Source organism: Klebsiella sp. SYXHC3, from assembly GCF_057196925.1.
Genome location: NZ_JBXUNG010000003.1, coordinates 242371 through 267245, shown reverse-complemented (window position 1 = coordinate 267245; position 24875 = coordinate 242371). Strand labels below are relative to the sequence as shown.

Genomic DNA, 24875 nt, shown 5'->3' with positions numbered 1-24875 from the left:
CACCACACTGATACCATGCCGTTATCATTGATCATGTGAAATGATGATTCAATGAAAACAAAACAGTGTTTTAGTTACCGTCATCACATATCAAAAAGAAATCGAACGACAGATGGTTTATTGAAAACAAAAGGGAGGTGTAGCCACGATGTTGCGGCAATCAGGGGTAGGATGAAATGTTAGACAGATGTTTTAGTGGATTCGGTGACACGTGCCGGACAAAGCAAGACACGGCGGTCTTCGCTTTGCCCGGCCTGCAGATGGGCGAGGATCAACTACCGCGGTAGGTAGAGTAGCCATACTGGCTCAACAACAGCGGGATATGTAACTTTTGGTTCTGTTCCATTACGCTGAAAATAACCGGAATGACGGGAAAGAAGGTGCTCATATTATGACTTTTAAAGTAGTCACCGGTTTTGAAGGTTACTTTATACACCCCGGGCTCCATATTATCGGCCTGCGGATAAAGCGACTTGATACGGCCATCGGCATCCGTTTTACCGCTGGCGATATGCTGCCAGCCGCTGCCCTGCTGCTTATCGAGCTCAATCTGCACCCCTTGAGAAGGCAGACCGGTCTGCTGATTGAGAATATGTACGCTTAATGTCCCTTCCGGGGCCGCAAGCGCGCTGAAGCTCAACAATGAAATAACGGAAGCGATAATTAACTTCATGAGCGATGACCTTAATAAGCAAGTGAATGTGTCATCACTATAGTCAGCGCGATGGGAAATAAAATTAAACTTTTCGTTATTAGTTAACGGGTAATAGCAGCGCGGATCTACGCCAAAGTCTTGTGTGGGATGGAGGAATCGAACGTAAGAGAAGCGATAATGGCACGCCCTACAGGATTCGAACCTGTGACCTACGGCTTAGAAGGCCGTTGCTCTATCCAGCTGAGCTAAGGGCGCACTGAGAAGCAGGAGCTTCGGGAGGTGCAATCGCGTGAAATTATACGGTCAACCTCCGGTGAGTCAATGCATTTTGCCCGGAAAAGACAGCAGCATAGCGAGCTTGTCGATTATTAACGCGATGTCTGGTTAAGGATTGTTCGCCCTTTCCGTTCGCGACTGGCCCTCTACGTCGCCACGGCGCAGATAAATAGCCTGTTTCGCCCTTCTCGCGGCGGAAAACCGATAAAAACGCAAACGATAACTGACAGCGAGGCTGGCTTCTGACAAAATATCCACATCCCCCTTTCGTAAAGTGACAGATGGAATCCTCTCTCTGATGGCAGCAAAAATTATTGACGGTAAAACGATTGCGCAGCAGGTGCGCTCTGAGGTCGCGGAAAAAGTGAAGGCGCGCGTAGCGGCCGGAAAACGCGCCCCCGGGCTCGCCGTTGTGCTGGTCGGCAGCAACCCTGCGTCGCAGATTTATGTCGGCAGCAAACGCAAGGCATGTGAAGAGGTGGGTTTCGTCTCCCGCTCTTACGATCTCCCGGAAACCACCAGCGAAGCCGAGCTGCTGGAACTTATCGACACGCTGAATGCCGATAATACTATCGACGGCATCCTGGTACAGCTGCCGCTGCCTGCCGGTATCGACAACGTTAAAGTCCTCGAGCGCATTGCGCCGGACAAAGACGTCGACGGCTTCCATCCGTATAACGTTGGTCGTCTGTGTCAGCGCGCGCCGCGTCTGCGCCCATGTACGCCGCGCGGTATCGTTACCCTGCTTGAGCGTTACAATATCGATACCTATGGCCTCAACGCGGTGGTGATTGGCGCTTCTAACATCGTCGGTCGTCCGATGAGCATGGAGCTACTGCTGGCGGGCTGCACCACCACCGTCACCCACCGTTTCACCAAAAACCTGCGCCACCACGTTGAAAATGCCGATCTGCTGATTGTCGCAGTCGGTAAACCGGGCTTTATCCCGGGCGAGTGGATTAAAGAAGGCGCCATCGTGGTGGACGTCGGCATTAACCGTCTGGAAAGCGGCAAAGTGGTCGGCGACGTGGTGTTTGAAGACGCGGCGGAACGCGCGTCCTACATTACGCCAGTGCCTGGCGGCGTCGGCCCGATGACCGTAGCGACCCTCATTCAGAATACGCTGCAGGCGTGCGAAGAGTATCACGACATTCAGGAGGCCTAAGATGGCGAATTTTTCTCTGGGCAAACACCCGCATGTTGAACTATGTGACCTGCTGAAGCTGGAAGGCTGGAGCGAGAGCGGCGCGCAGGCCAAAATCTTCATCGCCGAAGGGCTGGTGAAAGTCGACGGCGCGGTGGAAACCCGCAAACGCTGTAAAATCGTTGCCGGGCAAACGGTGACCTTTGACGGTCAAAGCATTACTGTGATCGCATAAACAAAAACGCTCGGCTAACCGGGCGTTTTTTATGGTTTACTTACGGCGCCAGGTAGTGCCCTGCGGGCCGTCTTCTAACACAATACCCATCTCGTTAAGACGATCGCGCGCCGCATCCGCCGCCGCCCAGTCCTTCGCTTTACGCGCATCCAGACGCTGTTGAATAAGCCTTTCGATTTCCGCCACTTCGCCATCATCGGCCTGCGCGCCGCTCTGCAGGAAAGCGTCCGGCTCCTGCTCAAGCAGCCCCAGCACCGAAGAGAGCTTACGCATATGGGCCGCCAGCGCGTTCGCAGCCGCCGCGTCTTCCGTTTTCAGGCGGTTCACTTCACGCGCCATATCGAACAGCACCGAGTAGGCTTCCGGGGTATTGAAGTCGTCATCCATCGCTTCAATAAAGCGCGCTTCGAAGGCTTCGCCGCCGGCAGGCTGCGCGGATTTGTCGGTCCCGCGCAGCGCGGTGTACAGACGCTCCAGCGCCGAACGCGCCTGCTTGAGGTTCTCTTCGCTGTAGTTCAGCTGGCTGCGATAGTGGCCGGACATCAGGAAGTAGCGGATGGTTTCGGCATCGTAGTACTTCAGCACGTCGCGAACGGTAAAGAAGTTGCCCAGCGATTTCGACATTTTCTCGCGATCGACCATCACCATTCCGGAGTGCATCCAGTAGTTGACATATTCGCCGTCGTGGGCGCAGGTCGATTGCGCGATTTCGTTTTCATGATGCGGGAACATCAGATCCGAACCGCCGCCGTGAATATCAAAGTGATTACCCAGCTGTTTGCAGTTCATCGCCGAGCATTCAATGTGCCAGCCTGGACGCCCTTCACCCCACGGTGACGGCCAGCTCGGCTCGCCCTCTTTTGACATCTTCCACAGGACGAAGTCCATTGGGTTACGCTTGACGTCAACCACGTCGACGCGAGCGCCCGCCTGCAGCTGGTCGAGATCCTGGCGCGATAGCAGACCGTAGTTAGGGTCGGTCGGCACGTCGAACATCACGTCGCCGTTATCCGCCACATAAGCGTGACCGCGGGCGATCAGCTGCTCGGTGATTTCGATAATTTCAGCGATATGGTGGGTGGCGCGCGGCTCGTTGTCCGGGCGCAGAATGTTCAGAGCGTCAAAATCTTTATGCATTTCGGCGATCATGCGATCGACCAGCGCGACAAAGCTTTCGCCGTTTTCATTAGCGCGCTTAATGATTTTATCGTCGATATCGGTAATGTTGCGCACGTACTTCAGCTTGTAACCAAGAAAGCGCAGATAGCGAGCGACAACGTCGAAGGAGACGAAGGTGCGGCCATGGCCGATATGACAGAGATCGTAAACGGTAATTCCACACACGTACATGCCAACTTCCCCGGCATGAATAGGTTTAAATTCTTCTTTTTGGCGCGTCAGTGTATTAAAAATTTTTAACATCGAAGATTCCGTGTAGACGTGTGTGGATATAAGTCGCTTATTCTAACCCTAATTCAAACCGGAAGCAGCACACATTGCAAGGTGCATCGACCCCCGCGGTTATGCTATAACAGCCACCTATGTCATACCCAACCTTGGGTTCAGCACTACAATCATCGGAACAGGATGCAAAAATGGTTACTTTCCACACCAATCATGGCGATATCGTAATCAAAACGTTTGACGACAAAGCGCCGGAAACAGTTAAAAACTTCCTGGACTACTGCCGCGAAGGTTTCTACGACAACACCATTTTCCACCGTGTTATCAACGGCTTCATGATTCAGGGCGGCGGCTTTGAGCCGGGCATGAATCAGAAAGCGACCAAATCTCCGATTCAGAACGAAGCTAACAACGGTCTGAAAAATACCCGTGGTACGCTGGCGATGGCCCGTACTCAGGCCCCGCACTCCGCCACCGCGCAGTTCTTCATCAACGTAGTAGACAACGACTTCCTGAACTTCTCTGGCGAAAGCCTGCAGGGTTGGGGCTACTGCGTCTTTGCCGAAGTGGTTGAAGGCATGGACGTGGTCGACAAAATCAAAGCGGTTGCCACCGGCCGCAGCGGCATGCACCAGGATGTGCCGAAAGAGGATGTTGTCATCAAAAGCGTCACCGTCAGCGAATAATTCGTGGCGACACTTTTTATTGCAGACCTGCATCTGCAAACAGAAGAACCGGCGATCACCGCCGGTTTTCTGCGTTTTTTACAGGGGGAAGCCCGTCAGGCTGACGCCCTGTATATCCTTGGCGATCTGTTCGAGGCGTGGATCGGCGATGACGATCCGAACCCGCTGCATCAGCAAATCGCTTCGGCCATCAAAGCCGTCGTCGACGCCGGCGTACCCTGCTACTTCATCCACGGCAACCGCGATTTTCTCGTCGGCCAGCGCTTCGCCCGCCAGAGCGGCATGATCCTGCTCGCCGAAGAAGAGCGGCTGGACCTCTATGGCCGTGAAGTGTTGATTATGCATGGCGACACCTTATGTACCGATGACCCCGGTTACCTGGCGTTTCGCGCTAAAGTCCATACCCCGTGGATCCAACGTCTATTTCTCGCCCTGCCGCTGTTTATCCGCCGCCGCATCGCCGCTAAAATGCGCGCCGATAGCAAAGCCGCTAACAGCAGCAAATCGATGGAAATTATGGATGTGAATCCGCAGGCGGTCGTTGACGCGATGGAGCGGCATCAGGTGCAGTGGCTGATTCACGGACATACCCATCGCCCGGCCGTCCATGAACTGCTGGCCAACGGTCAGCCCGCATGGCGCGTGGTCCTCGGCGCGTGGCACAGCGAAGGGTCAATGGTGAAAGTCAGCGCCGATGGCGTCGAACTCATCCATTTCCCGTTTTAATTTCGCCAACGATTTCCCTGTATTTCCGCCGACGCAACCGTTTTCCTTGCCGGGATATCGTGCTATTCTCTGTGGCCTCTAAAGCAGTGTGAAGCACACCCACAGGAGTTTTCAGACGCATGTCTTCCCGCAATAATCCGGCGCGTATCGCCATCGTGATGGGGTCCAAAAGCGACTGGGCTACCATGCAGTTCGCCGCAGAAATCCTTGATACCCTGAACGTTCCGCACCATGTTGAAGTGGTTTCCGCCCACCGTACGCCCGATAAATTGTTTAGCTTCGCCGAAAGCGCCGAAAGCAACGGTTATCAGGTGATCATCGCCGGTGCGGGCGGCGCGGCGCATTTGCCGGGCATGATTGCAGCGAAAACTCTGGTGCCGGTGCTTGGCGTGCCGGTTCAGAGCGCGGCGTTAAGCGGCGTTGACAGCCTCTACTCTATCGTTCAAATGCCCCGCGGCATCCCGGTCGGCACACTGGCCATCGGCAAAGCCGGCGCCGCTAACGCCGCCCTGCTCGCCGCGCAAATTCTCGCCCAGCATGATGCCGAACTGCACCAGCGTCTGAGCGCCTGGCGTCAGGCGCAAACCGATGAGGTGCTGGATAACCCGGACCCGCGAGGTGCGGCATGAAACAGGTTTGCGTCCTCGGTAACGGACAGTTAGGCCGCATGCTGCGTCAGGCCGGTGAACCGCTGGGCATCGCCGTCTGGCCGGTTGGCCTGGAAGCCGACCCGGAAGCGGTGCCATTCCAGCAAAGCGTCATCACCGCTGAAATCGAACGCTGGCCGGAAACCGCCCTGACCCGCGAACTGGCGCGCCATCCGGCTTTCGTCAACCGCGACGTTTTTCCGATCATCGCCGACCGCCTGACCCAGAAACAGTTGTTCGACAAACTTGGCCTCGCCACCGCGCCGTGGCAGCTACTGGCGGATAAAAGCGAGTGGCCCGCCGTGTTTGCCCGTCTGGGCGAACTGGCTATCGTCAAGCGCCGCGTCGGCGGCTACGATGGCCGCGGGCAGTGGCGTCTACGCGAGAACGAAACCGCACAACTGCCGGATGATAATTACGGCGAGTGTATCGTCGAGCAGGGAATTAACTTCTCCGGCGAAGTGTCGCTGGTTGGTGCCCGCGGCCGCGACGGCAGCACGGTGTTTTATCCGCTGACCCGCAACCTGCACCAGGACGGCATTCTGCGCGCCAGCGTCGCCTTCCCGCAGGCCAATGCGCGCCAGCAGGCGCAGGCCGAAAGCATGCTGACGGCGATCATGAACGAGCTCAACTACGTGGGCGTGATGGCCATGGAGTGCTTCGTCACCGCCGAGGGACTGCTGATCAACGAACTGGCGCCGCGCGTGCACAACAGCGGCCACTGGACGCAGAACGGCGCTTCCATTAGCCAGTTTGAACTGCATCTGCGCGCCATTACCGATTTACCGCTGCCGCCGCCGGTGGTCAACAGCCCATCGGTGATGATCAACCTAATCGGCAGCGATCTGAACTACGACTGGCTAAAACTGCCGCTGGTACATCTGCACTGGTACGACAAAGAAGTTCGTCCGGGGCGTAAAGTCGGGCACCTGAATCTGACCGACAGCGATACCGATCGCCTGAGCGCCACGCTGGAGGCGCTGAAACCGCTCCTGCCAGCCGAATACGCCAGCGGCGTTTTCTGGGCGCAGTCGCAGCTTAATTAAGCCATTCGTGCCGGGGATTTGATCTATCCCCTTCCCCGGCATGCCCTTCGGCGCGTAGAATCCCCACCTCGCAGTAAGCACATCCCGGTTTTAACTCAAAAGGACGACCCATGGAAAATGGGACACACTATCGCGCCATCCTCAGCGCGGATACGCCGCTTATCGACGTCCGCGCGCCGGTGGAATTTCTGCAAAGCGCGATGCCCGCGGCGATTAACCTGCCGCTGATGAACGATGATGAACGCGCCGCCGTCGGCACCTGTTACAAGCGCCAGGGGCCGGAAGCGGCATTAGCCCTCGGACATAAACTGGTCGATGGCGACCTGCGCGCCAGCCGCCTCAAGGCGTGGCTGTCGGCCTGCGCCCGCTATCCACAAGGCTATCTGTGCTGCGCCCGCGGCGGCCAGCGCTCGCATATCGTGCAGCAGTGGCTGCGTGAAGCAGGCGTCGATTATCCGCTGATTGTCGGCGGCTACAAAGCGCTACGCCAGGCGGCAATCCAGGCTACCGAGGAGCTGGTACAGCGCCCTATCGTGCTGATTGGCGGCTGCACCGGCAATGGCAAAACCCAGCTGGTTTGCTCGCGCCCGGACGGTATCGATCTTGAAGGTCACGCCCACCACCGCGGTTCGTCATTTGGCCGTACGTTGCAGCAGCAACACCCGCAGGCGACGTTCGAAAACCATCTGGCGGTCTCCCTGCTTAAAAAGGCTGAACAACAAACACGTTGGGTGCTGGAAGATGAAGGCCATATGATTGGCGCGAACCACCTGCCGGAGTGTCTGCGTATCCGCATGGCGCAATCGCCGCTGGCGGTGGTGGAAGATCCGTTTGACGTTCGTCTGGAGCGACTGCGCGAAGAGTACTTCGATCGTATGCACCGCGACTTTATTGCCGCCTATGGCGAAGAGAAAGGCTGGCAGGAATATAGCGAGTATCTGCATCACGGGCTGTTTGCCATCCGGCGTCGGCTGGGGCTACAGCGCTTTGCTCAGTTAACCGAACTACTCGACGCGGCATTGTTGCAGCAACAGCGTACCGCCAGTACCGAAGCTCACTTCACCTGGCTGGTCCCGCTGTTAAATGAATACTACGATCCAATGTATCGCTATCAGTTGGGGAAAAAAGCCGGGAAAATTATTTTTCGCGGCAACTGGCAGGAGGTCGCCGCCTGGCTGGCGAAGTAGCTCTCCCAACCAGACGGCTTCGCGGGTAGCGGCGGGCGCCTTACCCGGGCTACCCATGGCACTGGGCCACCCATTGCACTGGATCTGTAGGCCCGCGCAAGCGCAGCGCCGCCGGGCAATATCCGCGGATAAGGAGCCGCTTTTGCGCCGGATGGCGGCTGCGCCTTATCCGGCCTACGGTCCGTGCGGCCTGCCTTTAATTTATTCACCACGCTGACTGAAACTGCCGGTGTTGGTGGCCTCAAAATCGCTGAGACGTTACCGGAAGGCCGGGGCAGCCCGCATGGATGCGGGCTGAGGGCCGTGATTTGCAAGGACGCTGCCTCGGCCCGACCCGAAGCCTGCCGGGATAAGTCGAAGGTACCACGAAGTGGCGATTTTGGCGGCCAAAGCCCGGGGGTACAGGGGGCGGTGGCGACTGGCCGCCCCCTGTGCGCTCCCTGCGCCACGGAAAACATGTTGCAGAAAAATTAACCGGGAGCGCAAGATACTCTGGAGCGAAACGAGATAAACGCTTTTCTCAAGCTAAAAGGTTGCAAACCGTTAACAGTATCTACTCCCGCTTAGCGCAGCGCAAGCCGGGGAAATTCCCGGCTTGCGGCGGCTCATCGTCAGAAGTCGTAGCGCAGACGCACCAGGTTCATATCGCCCAGATCATCGGTGCTGGAGGTAAACACGTGCTCGTAATCAACACGGAAACCGTAATCCAGCTGGAAGCTAACACCCAAACCGTTATCAATACGCTGGTAGTTGCGGCCATTCACGTACTCCAGACGGTCGCCCATAAAGTACGGCTGAATAGATTTAACAGCGTATTGATTGATCGGGAATTTATAGCCGGCAAAGTATTCAATACCCCAGGCATCGCCGGCGAAGTAATCATGCACATTGGTTTTCTTGGTAGTCAGGAAGTTCTGATACCAGCCGCCGCCGAAGGAGAAGGTCCAGTTATCCGGAGTCCAGCTCAGCGCGGTACCGACAATATTCTGGTCGTAGGTTTTGCTATCGGAGCTTGACGGGTCGCGCATCTCGGCGCGGGTGTAGTTCCACGCGGTACCCCAGGTCAGGTCCTTCATGATGTGGTAATCCACGCCGATAGACCCGCCGCCTTTACGTTTGTAGCGCAGACCATCGCCCGGCAGATACTCGCTATCTTCAAACAGATAGGATCCGTACAGATCGACATCACCGACGGTTTTCTTATATTTCAACATATTGCGTGAACGATAAGAACCATCGTAGTCGCCGTTAATACCGTTACCCGGAGCCTGACCGATCATATCGTAGTCCCAGATATCGGTTTTCACGCCGACGACATCATAGTAAATACTGTTCTGCTGACCGTAGGTTAATGTCCCCCAGGTATCGCTCTTCAGACCGGTATAAAGCATACGACGAGTGGTATTGTTCGCCCCTTCCGCGTAGTGATTGTCCCAATCGAACAGCGCCGGAATATTCACGCCCAATTCGTAGTAGCTGATCCAGCTAATATCATCAAACAGATAGTAATCAGCCGCAAAGCGGAAACGGGTGCCGCCGTCGAAACCGTTACGCTTGTAGGAACCTTTATCGCCATCGCCGGTCATCATGTTGAACTGCGGACGAATACTGCCGCCGACGGTAAAGTTAAGGCGGCTTAACGGATCGCCCGCCTGCGGATCTTGTTTCAGCAGCGTAATCTCAGCCTGGGATGCAAAAGAGGTTAACGCTAATGCTGCGCCGATCGAGATCGCCAGCGCTTTTATTTTATGTGCCATGCTTTTTCCTTGAGTAATAAGCAACCTTATATTTGCCAGTTGAATATTAACTGCGAATTAGCACGACGTGTTGTTGGGTTTTTAATGTTTTGTGCGCTTAAAAATCAAGGAATTATCATTTTGTGCCGTTAAAATAAAAGCGCCGCGAAATTGCGCGGCGCTTCATAAAAATGAAATCTATTTACTGGTTAAATTGTCGGAATAACGCTTTTCCTTTTAATAAGCGTAATCCCAACCATCCGCCGCACAACGATAATAATATAGCGCCGGATAATGGCAGCATAACCCACAGCCGCCAGTCCGGCGTCCATGGAAAATCAAACACTTTGGTTTGCAGCATCGCCAGCGCCACCTCGGCGCCAATGGCCGCCACCAGCCCCGACACCACGCCAAGCAGAGCGAACTCCGCCCACAGCGTGGTACGTAGCAAGTTTTTACCGGCCCCCAGCGTCCGCCAGACGACCAGCTCCTGATGCCGCTGACGCATCCCGACCTGCACCTGAGCCAGCAGCAATAGCACGCCGCAGGCGGTGACCAGCACCACCATGACCTCCAGCGCGCGACTTACCTGCGTCAACACCTGGCCTACCTGGCGCAGGATGGCGCCGATATCCAGCAGGCTAACGGTGGGGAATTCGCGATTAAGCTGGGTCAGCATCGCGTTGCCATTATCCCAGCGGAAGCTGGTGAGCCAGCTTTGCGGCTGCCCATCCAGCGCCCCTGGCGGGAAAATAAAGAAGAAGTTTGGCCGCAGGCTCTCCCAGTCAACTTTGCGCACGCTGGTCACCTTAGCGTTAAATTGCTGAGTGTCGCCGGTAAAGGTGACGCTATCACCGATCCTGACGCCCAACCGCTGCGCCAGCCCCTCTTCAATCGACACCTCGCCCGCCTTCGGCGGCCAACTGCCGGCCACCAGCGGATTATGATCCGGGCGCTGCTCGCTCCAGGTGAGATTAAGCTCGCGGTTTAGCGCTTCGTCTTTATTGCCCTCGGTGGTTTGACCGTTAATCTGCGTCAGCCGCGCGCGCACGATGGGGTAAAACTCCGCCGCCCGGGTCTGGTGTTCGGCAAGGAATGTCTTCACCGGCACCACCTGTTCGGGAGCGATATTAATCAGGAAGTAGTTCGGGCTTTCCGGGGGGAGTTGCTGTTGCCAACGCTCGAGCAGATCGCCGCGCAGCACCAGCAGAAGCGCCAGCAGCATAAACGACAGCGAAAACGCCGCCAGTTGGCTCAGCGTAGACCACGGTTGACGCAACAGGCGATTCACCGCCAGGCGCAACGGTAACGCTTTCAGCGTTAAGCGCTTGAGCAACCACAGCAAGGCCCAGCCTACCAGCCCGCACAACAGCGCCAGTACCAGCGCCCCGACCAACACCGACCACAGCAGCGGGCTACCGCCCATCAGCCATGCCAGTCCGCCGACAACCACCGCGCAAACCACCGGAATATAGTGTTTTAGCGGCCAGACGTTAGCCACCACATCTTGCCGCAATACCCGCAGTGGCAGAGTCGCCAGCAGCAGCCGGTACGGCCGCCAGCCGACCAGCAGCGAAATCACCACCATCGCGCCGATAGCCCACAACCACGGCCAGCCGCTGGCGGGCGGCAGCGCGGCGGGCAGCACCGGTTTAAGCATCAGCAGCAGGGCTTTTTCCAGCAGCAGCCCCATCGCGCCCCCCGCCACCACGGCCAGCACCAGCAACATTAGCCACTGACCGACGATAAGTTTACGCAGCTGCGCCCGCCCGGCGCCCAGCGTCTTAAGGATGGCGACCAGATCGTAGCGGCTACGGCAGTAATGGCCCATCGCTACCGCTACCGCGGCGACCGCCAGCAGCAACGTTAGTAACGCGGACAGCAGTAAAAATTGCTGCGAGCGCTCCAGCGATTTACCCAACGCCCTATCATCCTGCTCCAGGCCAATCCAGCGATGTTCCGCGCCAAGCTTCGGCAGCAGCCACCGCTCGTAAGCCGCCAGCTGCTGTGCGCTACCGGCGAATTTATAGCGCCAGGAGACGCGGCTGCCGGGCTGTACCGCGCCGGTTTTCGCCACGTCGGCGATATTCATCATTAGCCGCGGCGCCATCTGGAAGGGGTTGAATCCGGCGTCCGGCTCTTGAATGACCTCGCCAGCGATGCGCAAGGTGGCGTCGCCAACGTCAATGTTATCGCCGGTTTTCAGGTTCAGTAATGCCATCAGCCTTGGCGCCAGCAGGACGCTGCCGCGCTGCGGTTTTAATCCCGCCGGTGCGGTCTCCAGCGTGCCGTACAGCGGATAAGTATCATCAACCGCCTTCACGTCCGCCAACTGCGGGGTATCTACAGCGAAAGTCATGGTGGCGAAACTCAGCTGTTCGCCGACGGTTAACCCTAGCGTACGCGCCTGGGAGAGCCACTCGGCAGGCACTTCGCGTGAACTGCGCAGGGTGCGATCCCCGGCCATGAATTCGCGGCTTTGCTGGCTCAACCCTTTTTCCATACGGTCGCTGATTGAGCCCAGCGCCAGCACGCAGGCCACCGCCATGCTTAATGCCAGCCAGACGATGAGCAGCGAAGGCGAGCGCCATTCGCGCCAGAACCAGCGGGCTATCATGCTTCCTCCTGCAGCTTGCCATCCACCAGGCGTAAGCGACGATCGCAGCGCGCCGCCAGCAGCGGATCGTGGGTCACCAGAATCAGCGTGGTGCCGTGTTCGCGGTTAAGCGAGAACAGCAGATCGGCGATTTTATCGCCGGTGTGACGGTCGAGATTGCCGGTCGGCTCATCGGCAAACAGCAGCGCCGGACGGCCGTTAAAGGCGCGGGCCAGCGCCACTCGCTGCTGCTCGCCGCCGGAAAGCTGCGCCGGCAAATGGTGCAGCCGTTTGCCAAGCCCCAGTTGTTCAAGCAGCGCGTGCGCATCGCCACGGCTCTGGCTATCGCTGGCGCCGCGCAGCAATGCCGGCAGCTCGACGTTCTCAAGGGCGTTTAGCGTCGGAATCAACATAAACGATTGAAAGACAAAGCCTACGTGCTTTGCGCGTAGCCTCGCGCGCGCCTCTTCATCCATTTGATGCAGCGGCTGCCCCAGAAGAGACACTTCGCCGCTGCTGCCGTCGTCAAGCCCGGCGAGAATCGCCAGCAGCGTGGATTTCCCGGAACCGGACTCGCCAATCAGGGCGATGGTTTGCGCCGGTTTGACAACCAGCTCAACTCCGGTAAGGATGGACAGCTGATGCTCTCCCTGACCGACGGATTTCTTAAGATGATGAACTTCAAGTATGTTTTCCGCTGGCATTTGCCTTTCCTGTTTATGGTTCTGTTTACCTGCCGCGCGATGGCGGCGGATACGCTGTTAGTGCTTGGCGATAGCCTGAGCGCCGGCTATCGAATGGCGGCCAATACGGCCTGGCCTGCTCTGCTCAACGACAAGTGGCAGGCCAAAACGACGGTGGTCAACGCCAGTATCAGCGGCGACACCTCGCAGCAGGGCCTGGCGCGCCTGCCGGCGCTACTGAAGCAGCACCAACCGCGCTGGGTGCTGGTGGAACTGGGCGGCAACGACGGGCTGCGCGGTTTCCCGCCGCAACAAACGGAGCAGACGCTACGCACCGTTATTCAGGATATCAAAGCGGCGAAGGCCCAACCGCTGCTGATGCAAATACGCCTGCCTGCCAACTATGGGCGCCGTTATAATGAAGCCTTTAGCGCGATTTATCCGCAGTTGGCCAAAGAATTCGATATTCCTCTGCTGCCCTTTTTTATGGAGGAGGTTTATCTCAAGCCACAATGGATGCAGGACGACGGCATTCATCCTAATCGCGATGCGCAACCGTTTATTGCCGACTGGATGGCAACCCGGTTGGCTCCCTTAGTTAATCATGACTCCTGAACGCCGGGAGTCATTCACAGGTAAAGTTATGCAAAAATCGGTTTTAGTTACAGGATGTTCCAGCGGAATTGGCCTCGAAAGCGCGCTCGATTTAAAGCGTCAGGGCTTCCGGGTACTGGCAGCCTGCCGTAAGGGGGATGATGTCGCTCGTATGCAGGAACTGGGTCTGACCGGTATTTTGCTGGATCTCGATGATCCGCAAAGCGTCGAAAATGCCGCCGCCGAGGTCATCGCGCTGACCGAGAACCGCCTGTATGGCCTGTTCAATAATGCTGGCTACGGCGTCTACGGCCCGCTCACCACCATCAGCCGTCAGCAAATGGAACAGCAGTTTTCCGCCAACTTTTTCGGCGCCCACCAGCTCACCATGCTGCTGCTGCCCGCTATGCAGCCGCACGGCGAGGGCCGCATCGTGATGACCTCTTCGGTGATGGGGCTGATTTCCAGCCCCGGCCGCGGCGCCTATGCCGCCAGTAAATACGCGCTGGAGGCGTGGTCCGATGCGCTGCGCATGGAACTCCGCCACAGTGGCATAAAAGTCAGCCTGATTGAGCCTGGACCAATCCGCACCCGCTTTACCAACAATGTTAACCAGACCGGCGACAAGACGGTAGAAAACCCCGGTATTGCCGCGCGCTTTACGCTCGGCCCGGAGGCAGTGGTGGAAAAAGTGCGTCACGCCTTCGTCAGCGATAAGCCGAAACTGCGCTATCCGGTGACGCTGGTCACCCACGCGGTAGGCTGGTTAAAACGCCTGCTACCGGCCCGTGCGATGGACAAAATTATCCAGGGCTGAGTTGAAGCGCTGAATGTCGCCCCCATCTAAAACAGAAATCGACCAACGAGATACGCTCATGTCCGAACAGAATATTGTCAATATTACCGAAGCCAACCTGCAGCAGACGCTGCAGCAATCCATGAACGCGCCGGTGCTGTTTTATTTCTGGTCCGCCCGCAGCCAGCACTGCGAACAACTGACGCCGGTGCTTGAGCGCCTGGCCGCCCAATACCACGGTCAGTTTACGCTGGCGAAAGTAGATTGCGACGCGGAGCAAATGCTGGCCTCGCAGTTTGGTCTGCGCGCGATTCCAACGGTGTATCTGTTCCAGAACGGCCAGCCGGTAGATGGTTTTGAAGGCCCGCAGCCGGAAGAGGCCATCCGCGCCCTGCTGGATAAAGTGCTGCCGCGCGAAGAAGAATTGAAAGCGCAGGAAGCGCTGGCGCTGATGCAGGAAGAAAAATACGCCGACGCGCTGCCGCTGCTGAAAGACGCCTGGCAGTTGTCTAACCAGGATAGCCAGATTGGCCTGCTGCTGGCGGAAACGCTAATTGCCCTGCAGCGTTCCGATGAAGCTGAAAGCGTGCTGAAAACTGTGCCGCTGCAGGATCAGGACACCCGTTATCAGGGGCTGGTGGCGCAGATTGAACTGCTTAAACAAGCGGCTGATACCCCTGAAATCCAGCAACTGCAGCAGCAGGTCGAGCAGAACCCGGACGACGCGGCGCTGGCGTCTCAGCTGGCGTTGCAGCTGCACCAGGTCGGGCGCAACGAAGAAGCGCTGGCGCTGCTGTTCACGCATCTGCAAAAAGATTTAGGCGCCGGCGATGGCCAGGTGCGCAAAATGCTGCAGGAGATCCTCGCGGCGCTCGGCACCGGCGACGCCCTGGCGGCGAAATACCGCCGCCAGCTGTATTCATTGCTGTATTAATCAGAGGCGCTGACCCGGATAGCGCTACGCTTATCCGGGCTACAGATTACGCCGTGGTAGCCCGGAGAAGGCGCAACGCGCCGCCTCCGGGAATACTTACGGGCGCTTTTTCAACTGCGTCACAACCAATTGATGGCGGGCATTGAAGAACTTCCGGTAGGTCAGATAACCGGCGATAATCGTCGACAGACTGGCGGTCGATAGCAACATAAACGTGACCATAATCTGATACTTAATCGCCTTCACCGGATCTATCCCGGCGAAAATCAACCCCGACATCATGCCCGGTAAACTCACCAGCCCGACCGTTTTCGCCGAATCTACCGTGGGAATCAACGATGCGCGTATGCTATCGCGGATCAGCCGCGCGGAGGCCATCTTCGGCGTCGCGCCAAGACTTAGCTTCTCCTGAATCTGCTGCTGCTCGCTGTTAAAACGCTGGCCCATATTGTTGTAGCACAGCCCTACCGCCACCATGGCGTTACCGGCCACCATGCCGGCAATCGGAATAACCTGCATCGGCACAAAGGCGATCGACCCCGAGAAGACCAGCACCGCCAGGGTTAGTCCGGCGCCAGTGGTAATAGCGATAAACGATGAAACAAAAGCTTTATCGATATATTTACTGCGCTTCTTCGCATTCCACGCCGCGTTAAAGCAGATAAACAGCACCATCAATAGCGTCAACACCGCATGATTGACGTTAAAGATATATTTCAGCACGTAGCCGACGATAATCAATTGCACTATCGCCCGGCAAATACTCCAGATGATATCTTTTTCCAGCGCCAATTTTTCCCGATAGCTGACGACGATTGCCACCAGCACCAGCACCATCGAGAGCGCCAGCGACTCGTTAGTAATATTATGCCCGTTCATTTTTTACCTCCTGCATTTTCCCGCCGGCAGGCTGTAGCGTGATCACTTCATCAGCGTGGGCAATTTCGTTCTGATCGTGAGTGACCCACAGAATGGCCACCCCTTTTTCCGTCGCGTAGCGATGAATAATCTCGTTAACGTTGCGCTTATTACTTTCATCCAGCGCGCTGGTAATTTCATCAAGCAGCAGAACCTGCGGTAGAAACTGCAAATTACGAATGAGCGAGACCCGCTGTTTTTCACCGCCGGAAAGCTCATTAATGGATTTCTCCAGCGTATTATCCGCCAGCCCGAAGCGTTCGAGATCGGCAACCAGCGCTTTAGGATCCGGCTGTTTGTTGCGGATCTGCCATGGGAAGACCAGGTTGTCATAAACCGAATCGCCGAACAGCGCCGGGGTTTGCGCGCAATAAGAAACCTGCTGGCGATAGTTTTCCGGCGACAGCGTGGCGATATCTTTATCGTTGAAAAAAATCTCTCCGCTGGTCGGGCTCAGCAGCGAGGCGATAATTTTCAGCAGCGTACTTTTGCCGCATCCGGATGGCCCGGTAATCAACTTAAATTCCCCGGCCGCAATCCGGAGATCGATATTATTCAGGATGACCGCGTCGTCGGTTTTAAAACCGACGCCCTCGAGGCGCAAAATCGCGTTATTTTCCTTCATTATATGTCCAGTTTATTTCCTAAAACCCAAACAGTTTACTCCAGTTTTCTTTCACCGGAACAAGGAGAAAGTTATACTCTGTTTAAACATGCGCCATTTCGCTGCGGCGCCCATCAGGCAACAAGACAGGAGGTTTTTGATGCTGATTTTTATCCCCGTTCTTATTTTTGTCGCACTGGTCATTGTGGGGGCGGCAGTAAAAATCGTGCCGCAGGGATATCAATGGACCGTCGAACGCTTTGGCCGCTACACGCAGACGCTGCAGCCGGGTTTAAGTTTAGTGGTGCCGTTTATGGACCGCATCGGCCGTAAAGTGAACATGATGGAGCAGGTGCTGGATATCCCTTCGCAGGAAGTCATCTCTCGCGATAACGCCAACGTCACTATTGACGCCGTCTGCTTCATTCAGGTGATCGATGCGCCAAAAGCCGCCTATGAAGTCAGCAATCTTGAGCTGGCGATCGTCAATCTGACGATGACCAATATTCGTACCGTACTCGGCTCGATGGAGCTGGATGAAATGCTCTCCCAGCGCGATAGCATTAACACCCGCCTGCTGCATATCGTCGACGACGCCACCAATCCGTGGGGGGTGAAAATCACCCGCGTCGAAATCCGCGACGTTCGCCCGCCAGCGGAGCTTATCTCCTCAATGAACGCCCAGATGAAAGCCGAGCGAACCAAACGCGCCTATATCCTTGAGGCTGAAGGGGTGCGCCAGGCGGAAATTCTCAAAGCCGAAGGCGAAAAGCAGTCGCAGATCCTCAAAGCCGAAGGCGAACGTCAGTCTGCCTTCCTGCAGGCGGAAGCCCGCGAACGTTCCGCCGAAGCGGAAGCCCGCGCCACCCAGATGGTCTCATCGGCAATCGCTTCAGGCGATATTCAGGCGATTAACTACTTCGTGGCGCAGAAATATACCGACGCGCTGCAGCAGATTGGCGCCGCCAACAACAGCAAAGTGGTGTTGATGCCGCTGGATGCCAGCAGCCTGATGGGCTCGATAGCCGGGATCGGCGAACTGCTGAAAGAGAGTAGCGCCGAGCGGAAAAAATCATGATCGCCCTGATCCTCGCCCATCCGCATATTTTCTGGCTGACTCTCGGCGGGCTATTGCTGGCGGCGGAGATGCTCGGCAGCAACGGCTACCTGCTGTGGAGCGGCGTAGCTGGCGTCGTCACCGGCCTGCTAATATGGGCTATTCCACTCAGTTGGGAATGGCAAGGGACGCTGTTTGCCGTCCTTACCCTGCTGGCGGCGTGGCTGTGGTCAAAATGGCTGCGTAAACGCATGAGGCAGCAGCGCCCCGCCGACGCACAGCTTAACCAGCGCGGCCAGCAGCTGGTTGGCCGCCGTTTTACTCTCGACAGCGCGCTTGAAAACGGCCGCGGCCACGTCCGCGTCGGCGATAGCTCCTGGCCGGTGCTTGCCGATGAAGACCTCGCGGCGGGCTGCAAGGTGGAGGTGGTCGCCGTAGAAGGGATTACCTTGCGGGTAAGAGCCACCGTCCGTTAAACCTGCGCTTTGCGGTGACAACAGCCGGAAAGATTATCAATAATCGGGCAATCCGCGCTCTCATCGCCGGGGCAGGCGTCCGCCAGCGCCAGCAGATGCGCACGCATGTTTTGCAACTCGCGGATATGGTTCTCAATATCCGCGACTTTCTCCAGCGTTCGTTTTTTCACATCGGCGCTGTGCCGCGACGGATCGTTGAATAACGTCACCAACTCGCGGCACTCTTCCAGGTTAAATCCCACCTGCCGCGCCTGACGCAGCAGCGTCAGTTCATCAAGGTGCTTCTGAGTGTAGGTACGGTAGCCGTTATCGCTGCGCAGCGGCGCCGTCACCAGCCCTTTCTCTTCGTAAAAACGAATCGCTTTGCTGGTTAAACCGGTTTTTTTCGCCACATCGCTAATATTCATTTTTCCCCCTTGACCTTCCCCTTGCTGGAAGGTTTAACCTTCTTAATACTCGATGAAAGAGTGTGTTCGGTCAATCATTAACCGGAAATTATTCAGGAGTTTTTTATGTCTAACACTATCGACCTGACGCTTGATGGCCTCTCCTGCGGCCACTGCGTTAAACGCGTGAAAGAGAGCCTCGAACAACGTCCCGACGTTGAACAGGCTGATGTAACCGTTACCGAAGCCCACGTCACGGGTAGCGCCAGCGCTGAAGCCCTGATTGAGACCATCAAACAAGCCGGATACGGCGCGGAACTCAGCCACCCAAAGGCTAAACCGCTGGCAGAATCATCAATCCCGTCGGAAGCACTGACAGCGGCCACTCCTGAGCTTCCGGCAGCCCATGACGAGGATGACAGTCAACAGCTGCTGATCAACGGCATGAGCTGCGCCAGCTGCGTTTCCCGGGTACAAAACGCGCTTGCCGCGGTGCCGGGAGTCTCACAGGCGCGGGTAAACCTGGCGGAACGCACGGCGCTGGTGATGGGCAGTGCGTCCGCCGCAGAATTAGTGCAGGCGGTGGAAAAAGCCGGCTACGGCGCGGAGGCGATCGAAGACGATCTGGAACGCCGCGAACGGCAGCAGGAAACCGCCATCGCCACCATGAAACGTTTTCGCTGGCAGGCGATTGTCGCCCTGCTGGTCGGCGTACCGGTTATGGTCTGGGGCATGATCGGCGATAACATGATGGTCAGCGACGACAATCGATCGCTGTGGCTGGTCATCGGTCTCGTCACCCTCGCGGTGATGGTCTTCGCCGGCGGTCACTTCTACCGCAGCGCCTGGAAAAGCCTGAAAAACGGTACCGCCACCATGGATACGCTGGTCGCCCTGGGTACCGGCGTCGCCTGGCTGTACTCCATGAGCGTTAACCTGTGGCCGCAGTGGTTCCCGATGGAAGCGCGCCACCTGTATTACGAAGCCAGCGCAATGATCATTGGTCTTATCAACCTCGGCCATATGCTGGAAGCCCGCGCGCGCCAGCGCTCCTCGAAAGCGCTGGAAAAACTGCTCGACCTAACACCGCCTTCGGCACGCGTTGTGACGCCTGAAGGGGAAAAGGATCTGCCGCTCGCTGAAGTAGAGGCGGGTATGACCCTGCGCCTGACCACTGGCGATCGCGTTCCGGTTGACGGCGTGATAAGCCAGGGCGAAGCCTGGTTTGATGAAGCGATGCTCACCGGCGAGCCAGTGCCGCAGCAAAAAGGCGATGGCGACGCCATTCATGCCGGTACCGTGGTGCAGGATGGCAGCGTACTGTTTACCGCCAGCGCCGTCGGCAGCCAGACCACGCTGGCAAGGATTATTCGCATGGTACGTCAGGCGCAAAGTAGCAAACCGGAAATTGGCCAACTGGCCGATAAAATCTCGGCGGTATTTGTTCCGGCAGTGGTAGCCATTGCGCTGATTAGCGCCACTATCTGGTACTTCTTCGGCCCGGCGCCGCAAATCGTCTATACCCTCGTCATTGCCACCACGGTACTGATTATCGCCTGTCCATGCGCATTGGGCCTGGCGACGCCGATGTCGATTATTTCCGGCGTCGGCCGGGCGGCAGAATACGGCGTGCTGGTGCGTGACGCCGATGCTCTGCAGCGCGCCAGCGAGCTCGATACCCTGGTGTTTGATAAAACCGGTACCCTGACCGAAGGCAAGCCGCAGGTGGTGGCCGTGAAAACCTTCGCCAGCTTTGATGAATCCACTGTCGTGCGGCTTGCCGCCGCGCTCGAGCAGGGTTCAAGCCATCCGCTGGCGCGGGCGATCCTCGATAAAGCCGCTGACAGCACTTTACCGGAGGTAAGCGGCTTCCGTACCCTGCGCGGGCTCGGCGTCAGCGGTGAAGCGGAAGGCCATCAACTGCTGCTCGGCAACCAGGCGCTGCTTAACGAGCAGCATATCGCTACCGCTGAACTGGAAAGCGAGATGACGGCACAGGCCTCGCGCGGCGCCACGCCGGTGCTGCTGGCGATCGATGGTCAGGCCGCTGCGCTGTTCGCCATCCGCGACCCGTTACGGGAAGATAGCATCGACGCGCTGGCGCGCCTGCATCGTCAGGGCTACCGGCTGGTGATGCTGACCGGGGATAACCCTACTACCGCCAATGCCATCGCCAAAGAAGCGGGCATTGATGAAGTGATCGCCGGCGTGCTGCCGGACGGCAAAGCTGACGCGATTAAACGTCTGCAGAGCCAGGGGCACAAAGTGGCGATGGTCGGCGACGGTATTAACGACGCCCCGGCGCTGGCGCAGGCGGATGTCGGTATCGCCATGGGCGGCGGCAGTGATGTCGCTATTGAAACTGCGGCGATCACCCTGATGCGCCATAGCCTTAACGGCGTGGCCGATGCTTTAGCGATTTCGAAGGCGACGTTACGCAATATGAAACAGAACCTGCTGGGCGCGTTTGTTTATAACTCGCTGGGCATCCCGATTGCCGCCGGGATCCTCTGGCCGCTGACCGGTACCCTGCTGAACCCGGTGGTCGCCGGCGCGGCAATGGCGCTGTCGTCAATCACCGTGGTGAGTAACGCTAACCGCCTGCTGCGCTTTAAACCGAAAGATTAGCGCAATCACAGGAAAACGGGCGCTGAGGTTACTCAGCGCCCGTTTATTTCCTGGCGACAAGAAAAACCCGCGGGAAAGATGACGGCCACCACCAGATGCGCTAGCATGATTACCTCACACTTCGGAGCGCGTATGGGCCTGTTAAACCGAATAAAAATGCTGTGGCGAGCCGCCGTCGGCTCGTCTTATTCCTGGCCTGCAATGGATATCGTCCTGCCCGGCGACCGTTATTTACATCTCGTCGGCAGCATTCATATGGGCACCCGCGACATGGCGCCGCCGCCGGCCAAGCTACTGAAAAAAATACGTCAGGCCGACGCCTTAATCGTCGAAGCGGACATCACCGGTAATGAAACGCCTTTCAGTAATCTCCCCTCTTATCCCCCGCTGGCTGAACGTCTGAGCGAAACGCAATTAGCAGAATTACGCTCACGCGCCGGCGAGCTGGGTTTGTCGGCCGATCTTTTCGATAGCCAGCCACTGTGGCAGGTGGCGATGGTGCTACAAGCCACTCAGGCGCAAAAACTGGGATTACGGCCCGATTACGGCATTGATTATCAGTTGCTGATGGCTGCCCGCGAGAGCAACATAAGGGTGATGGAGCTGGAAGGCGCCGATAGCCAAATCGCGCTCCTGCGCAATCTACCAGACGGTGGTAAGGCGCTGCTGGAAGATACGCTGACCCACTGGCGCACTAACGCCCGTTTACTGCAGGTGATGATCGGCTGGTGGCTGGAGCAACCGCCATCGCGCGGCGCGGAAACGCTGCCAACGACCTTCAGCCAATCTTTATATGATGTACTGATGCATCAGCGCAACATAGCCTGGCGCGACACGCTGCTTGCTCTGCCGCCGGGGCGCTATGTGGTCGCCGTCGGCGCGCTGCATCTATATGGCGAAGGGAACCTGCCGGATATGTTGACGTAAAAAAATGGCCAATATTGCTATTGGCCCGTCAAAGAGGAATTTCATCATTATTATTATCCCGGGATATACATCCCGGATCGTCTGATTGTCGCTCAAAGTGACCATCACTGCCAATACTATTGCGCAAGATGGTACTATTTTTTATACAACCCTCACGCGTATGCTGGTCATACGTTAGGTCGGTTGGTAAGAAGGATTACTATGACTCCCGCCGTTAAATTACTCGAAAAAAACAAAATTACCTTTCAGATCCACAGCTACGAACACGATCCTCAAGAGACCAATTTTGGCGATGAAGTGGTTCGCAAGCTGGGGCTCAATGCGGATCAGGTTTACAAGACGCTATTAGTGGCCGTTAACGGCGATATGAAACATCTGGCGGTCGCCGTCACCCCGGTTGCCGGACAGTTGGATTTGAAGAAAGTGGCCAAAGCGCTGGGCGCCAAGAAGGTAGATATGGCCGACCCAATGGTCGCACAGCGGATCACCGGATACCTGGTCGGCGGCATCAGCCCGCTAGGGCAGAAAAAGCGCCTGCCGACGGTGATTGATGCCCCGGCGCAGGAGTTTGCCACCATCTATATTTCCGGCGGCAAACGCGGGCTCGATATCGAACTGGCGGCAAGTGATCTGGCGAAGCTTCTGGACGCGAAGTTCGCCGATATCGCCCGCCGCGATTGAGAGACCGGATCCCGGATAGCGGCACACGCGCCTTATCCGGGATCCGTTAAGCGATAGCTTACTGCCAGCTGACCTCGCCCTTCGGCTCGTAAGCCGCCGCATCCAGCGGCGAGTTCTTCTCGATGTACTCTTTCAGCACCTCGGCATCGATAAAGCCGGTATTGACGTATCCCGGTTTATTATCGATGTGCGGGTAGCCGTCACCGCCGGTGGCGTTAAAGCTCAGCGTCGCCATACGGTAAGTTTTCGCCGGATCCACCGGTTCGCCTTTGATTTTCAGATCGTTAAGCTTGCCATCTTTGGCAACGAAACTGACGTTGGCGAACTGCGGATAAGCGCCGGAATCCGGCTTCATCTGCGCGACGGCGGTCAGGTACTCAGTCACCTCTTTACCGCTCATATCGACGTAAGTCAGCACGTTGCCGAACGGCTGCACTTTCATCACGTCTTTATAGGTAATATCACCCGCTTCGATAGAGTCGCGAATACCGCCGCCGCTCATCACCGCGAAATCAGCATTGCTGCGCGCCATCTGCGCCGCCAGCAGCAGACGCCCCATATTGGTTTGTACGAAGCGAACTTTGCTGCGATCGCCTTCAAGATGGCCGTTGACGCTGCCTATTTTCACCTGTAACTGCGCCTTGCCTTTATTCTGGAACGGCGTTAACAGCGAGAGCATCTGCGGGTTTTCAGCAATTTGCGGCGTATACAATACGCGCTCGCTCTGACCGTTATCCCAGGTGACTTTCTTCTTCAGGTTGACCGGGATCAGCTGATAGTGCACCAGCTTCATCTCCCCGTTGCGGAATTCAAAATCGGCGCGTCCGACATATTTACCCCACTCGTGAGCCTGCACGATCCAGATGCCATTCTGGCGATCCGGCGCGCACGGGGTGCCGGGGATATAATCGACCTGCTTTTTATTTTCCGAGGCCATGCAGACCGGATCCTGCGAATGGCCGCCGACGATCATCGCCAGCGATCCCGCAGGTAAACTCCGCGCCATTTCAACGTCGCCAGGCGCGTTAGAGCCGTGATTACCGTTGTCATAGTGGCCCATATGGGTGGTCGCCAGAATCACGTCCGGCTTTTCATTTTGCTGCAGTTCCTGAATCACCAGCTTGGCTTCTGCCGCCGGATTACGGAATTCGATATCGGTGAAATATTCCGGGTTGCCGATTTTCGCCGTATCGTCGGTCGTTAAGCCAATCACCGCAATTTTAAGCCCGCCGCGCTTAAACAGCGCCCAGGGTTTAAACAGGCGTTCGCCGGTGCTTTTCTGATAGATATTGGCCGACAGGAAAGGGAACTTCGACCACTTCTCCTGCTGGCGCAGCACGCTGAGCGGGTTATCAAACTCATGGTTGCCAACCGCCATGGCATCGTAGCCAATCAGGTTCATGCCGCGAAAATCAGGTTCTGCATCCTGTAAATCAGATTCCGGCACCCCGGTATTGATATCGCCGCCGGACAGCAGCAGGACGCTACCGCCTTCGGCCGCCACCTCTTTGCGGATACCGTCCACCAGCGTCTTCTGTGCCGCAAGGCCATATTCGCCATAGTCGTTGCGCCAGAAATGACCGTGGTGGTCGTTAGTGTGCAGGATGGTGATTTTATAGGTTTTGTCCTGCTCATAGGCCTGCGCTGACAGGCTGCCCAGCGATAAGGCGGCGAATAACGCCAGCGCTACGCCGCGTTTTAAATAATGCATGTTTCACTCCCTGACTTAATAACAAGTGCCGAAAGTATAGCGAGTCAGCCGCTTTGACAAATATGTTTTCAGAATTGCGACTTCCTTCAAACCTTAGGGACAGGTATGTTAGTCGGATAATAATTCAACCTGCATTCTCTAC

General features: G+C 56.9%; 24 protein-coding genes and 1 tRNA gene. 15 read left to right on the top strand and 10 right to left on the bottom strand.

Annotation, left to right across the window (positions count from 1 at the left end; genetic code table 11):
• Nucleotides 1–271: 271 nt before the first annotated feature.
• Both uraH and AC2CGP_RS10800 read right to left on the bottom strand, forming a co-directional pair.
• Nucleotides 272–673, bottom strand: coding sequence for a hydroxyisourate hydrolase (gene uraH, locus AC2CGP_RS10805; protein ID WP_020079433.1), 402 nt, complete (start codon nucleotides 671–673; stop codon nucleotides 272–274).
• Nucleotides 674–833: 160 nt separating this feature from the next.
• Nucleotides 834–910, bottom strand: a tRNA-Arg gene (locus tag AC2CGP_RS10800).
• Between the two features lie 319 nt (nucleotides 911–1229).
• On the opposite strand from AC2CGP_RS10800, the gene folD reads away from it, so the two are divergent.
• On the top strand, nucleotides 1230–2096 hold the full coding sequence (gene folD / locus AC2CGP_RS10795; RefSeq protein ID WP_015367875.1) for a bifunctional methylenetetrahydrofolate dehydrogenase/methenyltetrahydrofolate cyclohydrolase FolD: 867 nt from the start codon (nucleotides 1230–1232) through the stop codon (nucleotides 2094–2096).
• Nucleotide 2097: 1 nt separating this feature from the next.
• Nucleotides 2098–2310, top strand: coding sequence for a ribosome-associated protein YbcJ (ybcJ, locus tag AC2CGP_RS10790; protein ID WP_015367876.1), 213 nt, complete (start codon nucleotides 2098–2100; stop codon nucleotides 2308–2310).
• Between the two features lie 36 nt (nucleotides 2311–2346).
• Here ybcJ and cysS read toward each other — a convergent pair whose 3' ends face one another.
• Nucleotides 2347–3732 carry a cysteine--tRNA ligase gene (cysS, locus tag AC2CGP_RS10785; RefSeq protein ID WP_032707566.1) on the bottom strand — a complete coding sequence of 462 codons (1386 nt, stop codon included), beginning with the start codon at nucleotides 3730–3732 and terminating at the stop codon, nucleotides 2347–2349.
• 173 nt (nucleotides 3733–3905) lie between these two features.
• On the opposite strand from cysS, the gene ppiB reads away from it, so the two are divergent.
• The 5 genes from ppiB to mnmH all read left to right on the top strand — a co-directional run bounded on the left by ppiB (nucleotide 3906) and on the right by mnmH (nucleotide 8006).
• Complete coding sequence (ppiB, locus tag AC2CGP_RS10780; protein ID WP_015367878.1) at nucleotides 3906–4400, top strand: peptidylprolyl isomerase B; 495 nt, start codon at nucleotides 3906–3908, stop codon at nucleotides 4398–4400.
• 3 nt (nucleotides 4401–4403) lie between these two features.
• Nucleotides 4404–5126: a UDP-2,3-diacylglucosamine diphosphatase gene (gene lpxH, locus AC2CGP_RS10775; RefSeq protein WP_020079436.1), complete on the top strand. Its 723-nt coding sequence runs from the start codon at nucleotides 4404–4406 to the stop codon at nucleotides 5124–5126.
• 119 nt (nucleotides 5127–5245) lie between these two features.
• Nucleotides 5246–5755 carry a 5-(carboxyamino)imidazole ribonucleotide mutase gene (gene purE, locus AC2CGP_RS10770; RefSeq protein WP_015367880.1) on the top strand — a complete coding sequence of 170 codons (510 nt, stop codon included), beginning with the start codon at nucleotides 5246–5248 and terminating at the stop codon, nucleotides 5753–5755.
• Nucleotides 5752–6819 carry a 5-(carboxyamino)imidazole ribonucleotide synthase gene (gene purK, locus AC2CGP_RS10765; RefSeq protein ID WP_020079437.1) on the top strand — a complete coding sequence of 356 codons (1068 nt, stop codon included), beginning with the start codon at nucleotides 5752–5754 and terminating at the stop codon, nucleotides 6817–6819. The genes purE and purK overlap by 4 nt, the downstream gene beginning before the upstream one ends.
• A 110-nt stretch (nucleotides 6820–6929) precedes the next feature.
• Nucleotides 6930–8006, top strand: a complete 1077-nt coding sequence (gene mnmH, locus AC2CGP_RS10760; protein WP_163366045.1) for a tRNA 2-selenouridine(34) synthase MnmH — start codon at nucleotides 6930–6932, stop codon at nucleotides 8004–8006.
• Between the two features lie 611 nt (nucleotides 8007–8617).
• Here the strand turns inward: mnmH and AC2CGP_RS10755 are convergent.
• From AC2CGP_RS10755 to ybbA, 3 genes are all read right to left on the bottom strand, one after another.
• The gene (locus AC2CGP_RS10755; protein ID WP_015367884.1) at nucleotides 8618–9763 is read right to left on the bottom strand and encodes a porin; all 1146 of its coding nucleotides are present in this window, start codon (nucleotides 9761–9763) and stop codon (nucleotides 8618–8620) included.
• Nucleotides 9764–9944: 181 nt separating this feature from the next.
• Nucleotides 9945–12359 carry a putative ABC transporter permease subunit YbbP gene (gene ybbP / locus AC2CGP_RS10750; RefSeq protein ID WP_484502335.1) on the bottom strand — a complete coding sequence of 805 codons (2415 nt, stop codon included), beginning with the start codon at nucleotides 12357–12359 and terminating at the stop codon, nucleotides 9945–9947.
• Complete coding sequence (gene ybbA / locus AC2CGP_RS10745) at nucleotides 12356–13042, bottom strand: putative ABC transporter ATP-binding protein YbbA (protein WP_484502334.1); 687 nt, start codon at nucleotides 13040–13042, stop codon at nucleotides 12356–12358. The genes ybbP and ybbA overlap by 4 nt, the downstream gene beginning before the upstream one ends.
• Between ybbA and tesA the strand changes: the two genes are divergently transcribed.
• From tesA to AC2CGP_RS10730, 3 genes are read left to right on the top strand one after another with little or no spacing between them, the layout of a single operon-like run.
• Entirely contained in the window at nucleotides 13010–13636 is a 627-nt protein-coding gene (tesA, locus tag AC2CGP_RS10740) for a multifunctional acyl-CoA thioesterase I/protease I/lysophospholipase L1 (protein WP_015704624.1), read from the top strand. The two genes, ybbA and tesA, sit on opposite strands and share 33 nt — an antisense overlap.
• Nucleotides 13626–14432, top strand: coding sequence for an SDR family oxidoreductase (locus tag AC2CGP_RS10735; RefSeq protein ID WP_162182302.1), 807 nt, complete (start codon nucleotides 13626–13628; stop codon nucleotides 14430–14432). Before tesA ends, AC2CGP_RS10735 begins: the two co-directional genes overlap by 11 nt.
• Before the next feature lie 58 nt (nucleotides 14433–14490).
• Complete coding sequence (locus tag AC2CGP_RS10730) at nucleotides 14491–15345, top strand: co-chaperone YbbN (protein WP_015367889.1); 855 nt, start codon at nucleotides 14491–14493, stop codon at nucleotides 15343–15345.
• A gap of 96 nt (nucleotides 15346–15441) precedes the next feature.
• Here the strand turns inward: AC2CGP_RS10730 and fetB are convergent, their stop codons facing one another.
• Nucleotides 15442–16224: an iron efflux ABC transporter permease subunit FetB gene (gene fetB, locus AC2CGP_RS10725; protein ID WP_015367890.1), complete on the bottom strand. Its 783-nt coding sequence runs from the start codon at nucleotides 16222–16224 to the stop codon at nucleotides 15442–15444.
• Nucleotides 16211–16888, bottom strand: a complete 678-nt coding sequence (gene fetA, locus AC2CGP_RS10720) for an iron efflux ABC transporter ATP-binding subunit FetA (protein ID WP_015367891.1) — start codon at nucleotides 16886–16888, stop codon at nucleotides 16211–16213. Before fetA ends, fetB begins: the two co-directional genes overlap by 14 nt.
• Nucleotides 16889–17027: 139 nt before the next feature.
• On the opposite strand from fetA, the gene AC2CGP_RS10715 reads away from it, so the two are divergent.
• Nucleotides 17028–17945, top strand: coding sequence for an SPFH domain-containing protein (locus AC2CGP_RS10715; RefSeq protein ID WP_020079443.1), 918 nt, complete (start codon nucleotides 17028–17030; stop codon nucleotides 17943–17945).
• Nucleotides 17942–18400, top strand: coding sequence for an NfeD family protein (locus AC2CGP_RS10710; protein WP_047038891.1), 459 nt, complete (start codon nucleotides 17942–17944; stop codon nucleotides 18398–18400). Before AC2CGP_RS10715 ends, AC2CGP_RS10710 begins: the two co-directional genes overlap by 4 nt.
• On the opposite strand, the gene cueR is transcribed toward AC2CGP_RS10710, so the two are convergent.
• On the bottom strand, nucleotides 18397–18807 hold the full coding sequence (gene cueR, locus AC2CGP_RS10705) for a Cu(I)-responsive transcriptional regulator (RefSeq protein ID WP_042893743.1): 411 nt from the start codon (nucleotides 18805–18807) through the stop codon (nucleotides 18397–18399). The genes AC2CGP_RS10710 and cueR overlap by 4 nt on opposite strands.
• A gap of 105 nt (nucleotides 18808–18912) precedes the next feature.
• Here cueR and copA point away from each other — a divergent pair, with 105 nt between their 5' ends.
• The 3 genes from copA to ybaK all read left to right on the top strand — a co-directional run bounded on the left by copA (nucleotide 18913) and on the right by ybaK (nucleotide 23022).
• Nucleotides 18913–21414, top strand: a complete 2502-nt coding sequence (gene copA / locus AC2CGP_RS10700; RefSeq protein ID WP_171830071.1) for a copper-exporting P-type ATPase CopA — start codon at nucleotides 18913–18915, stop codon at nucleotides 21412–21414.
• A gap of 132 nt (nucleotides 21415–21546) precedes the next feature.
• Complete coding sequence (locus AC2CGP_RS10695; protein WP_047039026.1) at nucleotides 21547–22341, top strand: TraB/GumN family protein; 795 nt, start codon at nucleotides 21547–21549, stop codon at nucleotides 22339–22341.
• 201 nt (nucleotides 22342–22542) lie between these two features.
• The gene (ybaK, locus tag AC2CGP_RS10690; protein ID WP_015367897.1) at nucleotides 22543–23022 is read left to right on the top strand and encodes a Cys-tRNA(Pro)/Cys-tRNA(Cys) deacylase YbaK; all 480 of its coding nucleotides are present in this window, start codon (nucleotides 22543–22545) and stop codon (nucleotides 23020–23022) included.
• A 58-nt stretch (nucleotides 23023–23080) separates the two neighbouring features.
• On the opposite strand, the gene ushA is transcribed toward ybaK, so the two are convergent.
• Nucleotides 23081–24733: a bifunctional UDP-sugar hydrolase/5'-nucleotidase UshA gene (gene ushA / locus AC2CGP_RS10685; protein ID WP_020079445.1), complete on the bottom strand. Its 1653-nt coding sequence runs from the start codon at nucleotides 24731–24733 to the stop codon at nucleotides 23081–23083.
• Nucleotides 24734–24875 lie beyond the last annotated feature (142 nt).

Coding starts and splice junctions, on each gene's coding strand:
- uraH (WP_020079433.1), bottom strand. CDS start 673: ATGAAGTTAATTATCGCTTCCGTTATTTCATTGTTGAGCTTCAGCGCG.
- folD (WP_015367875.1), top strand. CDS start 1,230: ATGGCAGCAAAAATTATTGACGGTAAAACGATTGCGCAGCAGGTGCGC.
- ybcJ (WP_015367876.1), top strand. CDS start 2,098: ATGGCGAATTTTTCTCTGGGCAAACACCCGCATGTTGAACTATGTGAC.
- cysS (WP_032707566.1), bottom strand. CDS start 3,732: ATGTTAAAAATTTTTAATACACTGACGCGCCAAAAAGAAGAATTTAAA.
- ppiB (WP_015367878.1), top strand. CDS start 3,906: ATGGTTACTTTCCACACCAATCATGGCGATATCGTAATCAAAACGTTT.
- purE (WP_015367880.1), top strand. CDS start 5,246: ATGTCTTCCCGCAATAATCCGGCGCGTATCGCCATCGTGATGGGGTCC.
- purK (WP_020079437.1), top strand. CDS start 5,752: ATGAAACAGGTTTGCGTCCTCGGTAACGGACAGTTAGGCCGCATGCTG.
- mnmH (WP_163366045.1), top strand. CDS start 6,930: ATGGAAAATGGGACACACTATCGCGCCATCCTCAGCGCGGATACGCCG.
- AC2CGP_RS10755 (WP_015367884.1), bottom strand. CDS start 9,763: ATGGCACATAAAATAAAAGCGCTGGCGATCTCGATCGGCGCAGCATTA.
- ybbP (WP_484502335.1), bottom strand. CDS start 12,359: ATGATAGCCCGCTGGTTCTGGCGCGAATGGCGCTCGCCTTCGCTGCTC.
- tesA (WP_015704624.1), top strand. CDS start 13,010: ATGATGAACTTCAAGTATGTTTTCCGCTGGCATTTGCCTTTCCTGTTT.
- ybbA (WP_484502334.1), bottom strand. CDS start 13,042: ATGCCAGCGGAAAACATACTTGAAGTTCATCATCTTAAGAAATCCGTC.
- AC2CGP_RS10735 (WP_162182302.1), top strand. CDS start 13,626: ATGACTCCTGAACGCCGGGAGTCATTCACAGGTAAAGTTATGCAAAAA.
- AC2CGP_RS10730 (WP_015367889.1), top strand. CDS start 14,491: ATGTCCGAACAGAATATTGTCAATATTACCGAAGCCAACCTGCAGCAG.
- fetB (WP_015367890.1), bottom strand. CDS start 16,224: ATGAACGGGCATAATATTACTAACGAGTCGCTGGCGCTCTCGATGGTG.
- fetA (WP_015367891.1), bottom strand. CDS start 16,888: ATGAAGGAAAATAACGCGATTTTGCGCCTCGAGGGCGTCGGTTTTAAA.
- AC2CGP_RS10715 (WP_020079443.1), top strand. CDS start 17,028: ATGCTGATTTTTATCCCCGTTCTTATTTTTGTCGCACTGGTCATTGTG.
- AC2CGP_RS10710 (WP_047038891.1), top strand. CDS start 17,942: ATGATCGCCCTGATCCTCGCCCATCCGCATATTTTCTGGCTGACTCTC.
- cueR (WP_042893743.1), bottom strand. CDS start 18,807: ATGAATATTAGCGATGTGGCGAAAAAAACCGGTTTAACCAGCAAAGCG.
- copA (WP_171830071.1), top strand. CDS start 18,913: ATGTCTAACACTATCGACCTGACGCTTGATGGCCTCTCCTGCGGCCAC.
- AC2CGP_RS10695 (WP_047039026.1), top strand. CDS start 21,547: ATGGGCCTGTTAAACCGAATAAAAATGCTGTGGCGAGCCGCCGTCGGC.
- ybaK (WP_015367897.1), top strand. CDS start 22,543: ATGACTCCCGCCGTTAAATTACTCGAAAAAAACAAAATTACCTTTCAG.
- ushA (WP_020079445.1), bottom strand. CDS start 24,733: ATGCATTATTTAAAACGCGGCGTAGCGCTGGCGTTATTCGCCGCCTTA.